Origin of the sequence: Nguyenibacter vanlangensis (assembly GCF_013376155.1) — a bacterium.
Classification (GTDB): domain Bacteria; phylum Pseudomonadota; class Alphaproteobacteria; order Acetobacterales; family Acetobacteraceae; genus Gluconacetobacter; species Gluconacetobacter vanlangensis.
In genome coordinates, this window is the sequence record NZ_JABXXP010000526.1 from 1 (window position 1) to 2,006 (window position 2,006).

Sequence of the window (2,006 nt, forward strand, 5' to 3'; positions counted from 1 at the left end):
GCTGGCGCGCGACGCGGCGCTGCGCGTGGCGGCGGAGGGCCGGGAGCGCGCGTGAGAAGGGGCTGGTGACGTCTCTGGAGAGGGGGCGGTCAGTTCCATGTGTGGATATCACGATTTTTGCGTGCGTGAGATGGCGACGAGGTAGGTGCAGGGCGTGGAGTCGGAGGGATTGTGAACGCGCAATCCAGCGGGAGGCCGAGCGTGAGGCAGTCGCCTGCGGCGAGGTGATGTTCGATCGTGCCTGCGCGGAACGACAGCGCCCCTGGGAGCATCCAGACGCATTGGCCGTCCAGATACGCATAGGCCGCGGCCGGATCGTTCACATATGCGCCGGGCGGCAGTTCGACGTGAACGAGTTCCGGCTCGGCGCCCGGAGGCGACACCGCGCGCCGGATATAGCCCGTGGCCGGGTCGCGCCAAAGCGGCTGCGCATCGCTCCGCATGATGCGCCCCGCGCCGGACGCGTCGCTTTCGGCCCGGGTCAGCAATGTGGACAAAGTCGGTCCGGACGCGCCGGACAGGCGCCCCGGCACCGTCGTGGTGGGACCGGTTGCTGGTCATGGCGCGGCTGACGCCGGACCGTATGGCCAGGCCGGACAGCGACCAGCCGCGCGGCACGCGCTCGGCGCGCAGCCGGGCGGCGAGGGTGTGCTCCAATGCGGATAAGGCGATGTCGTCTTGTACCGTAGACATGATGACGCTATGGCGGATAGCGTCGATGATTCCATCCCGTTTCGCCCGAGGGTGCCGATGCCCATTACCGTCCGCGACGCGACCGAGGCCGATCTTTCCGGCATCCTGGCCATCTATAACGAGGTCGTCCGCACATCCTCGGCCGTCTACACGGAGCAGGAAGCGACGCTGGAGGACCGCAAGGTCTGGTTCGCGCAGCGGGCCGGCCAGGGTTATCCGGTGCTGGTAGCCGGGCACCCGGCGGACGATTCGGTGCTGGGCTATGCCACGTTCGGCGATTTTCGGCCCTGGCCGGGCTATCGGCATACGGTCGAGCACTCGGTCTATGTTCGCGCCGACATGCGTGGCCGCGGGGTGGGCAGGGCGCTGGTCGAGCCCCTGTTCGGCCGGGCGACGTCCCTCGGCAAGCATGTCATGGTGGCCGGGATCGACGCCGCCAATCCCGCCTCGATCCGCCTCCACGACCGTCTCGGCTTCGAGCGCGCGGGAACGTTGCGCGAGGTCGGGCACAAATTCGGTCGCTGGCGAGACCTGGTGTTCATGCAGCGGTTTCTCGACGCGGGCCGCGACTGAGGAGGCCGGCGTTAGTGCATGGCGGCGGGGTCAGGCCGTCATATGGCCCGCTCGCGCGGCCTCGATCCGGGCAATGTCGATCCGGCGCATGGTCATCATGGCGTCCATCGCCCGCTTTGCGGCGGCGCGGTCCGGATCCTTCAGCGCGGCCATCAGGATTCGCGGCACGATCTGCCACGAGAAGCCCCAACGGTCCTTGCACCAACTGCACGCGCCTTCGCTGCCGCCATTCTCGATGATCGCATTCCAGTAGCGGTCGGTTTCCGCCTGATCCTCGGTCATCACCTGGAAGCTGACCGCCTCGTTCGGCGAGAATGCGGGGCCGCCATTCCGGTTCCTGTCGTTCAGGCCCCTGCCATTCAGGCCGATGAATGCCTGGCCGAGTACGGTGAATTCGACGGTCAGCTCGCTGCCCCGTTCGCCGCCAGGGTAATCGGACGGAGCGTGAAGCACTGGTCCGACATGGCTGTCCGGAAAGGTGGCCGCGTAGAATTCCGCCGCTTTCCGCGCCTCGTCATGGTCGAACCACAGGCAGGTGACGATTTTTCCGGACATGTGCTTTCCCCCAGGGATCTTCCCCAGGCGAGCCTTGACGGCACGCCATCGCCATACGTGTGCGACGTATGGCGATGGCGCTTCGCTTCAAGACCGGGTCATCCGTTCGTGACGGCTTGGGGTGCTCAGGCGGCGATGCGCAGGGGTTGCGGCTGCGGGGCGCGGCTGCGCAGGCGCCAGGCGGC

General features: G+C 67.6%; 3 protein-coding genes. 1 reads left to right on the top strand and 2 read right to left on the bottom strand.

Going from position 1 to position 2,006, the window contains the following annotated elements; genetic code table 11:
* Positions 1–89 precede the first annotated feature (89 nt).
* On the bottom strand, positions 90–497 hold the full coding sequence (locus HUK84_RS16185) for a cupin domain-containing protein (protein ID WP_246285736.1): 408 nt from the start codon (positions 495–497) through the stop codon (positions 90–92).
* Between the two features lie 253 nt (positions 498–750).
* Here HUK84_RS16185 and HUK84_RS16190 point away from each other — a divergent pair, with 253 nt between their 5' ends.
* Positions 751–1,266: a GNAT family N-acetyltransferase gene (locus tag HUK84_RS16190; RefSeq protein ID WP_176641202.1), complete on the top strand. Its 516-nt coding sequence runs from the start codon at positions 751–753 to the stop codon at positions 1,264–1,266.
* A gap of 30 nt (positions 1,267–1,296) precedes the next feature.
* On the opposite strand, the gene HUK84_RS16195 is transcribed toward HUK84_RS16190, so the two are convergent.
* On the bottom strand, positions 1,297–1,821 hold the full coding sequence (locus HUK84_RS16195) for a VOC family protein (protein ID WP_176641203.1): 525 nt from the start codon (positions 1,819–1,821) through the stop codon (positions 1,297–1,299).
* Positions 1,822–2,006: the final 185 nt, after the last annotated feature.

Excerpts from the sequence above, each read along its gene's own strand:
- HUK84_RS16195 (WP_176641203.1), bottom strand. The coding sequence starts at position 1,821 with ATGTCCGGAAAAATCGTCACCTGCCTGTGGTTCGACCATGACGAGGCG.
- HUK84_RS16190 (WP_176641202.1), top strand. The coding sequence starts at position 751 with ATGCCCATTACCGTCCGCGACGCGACCGAGGCCGATCTTTCCGGCATC.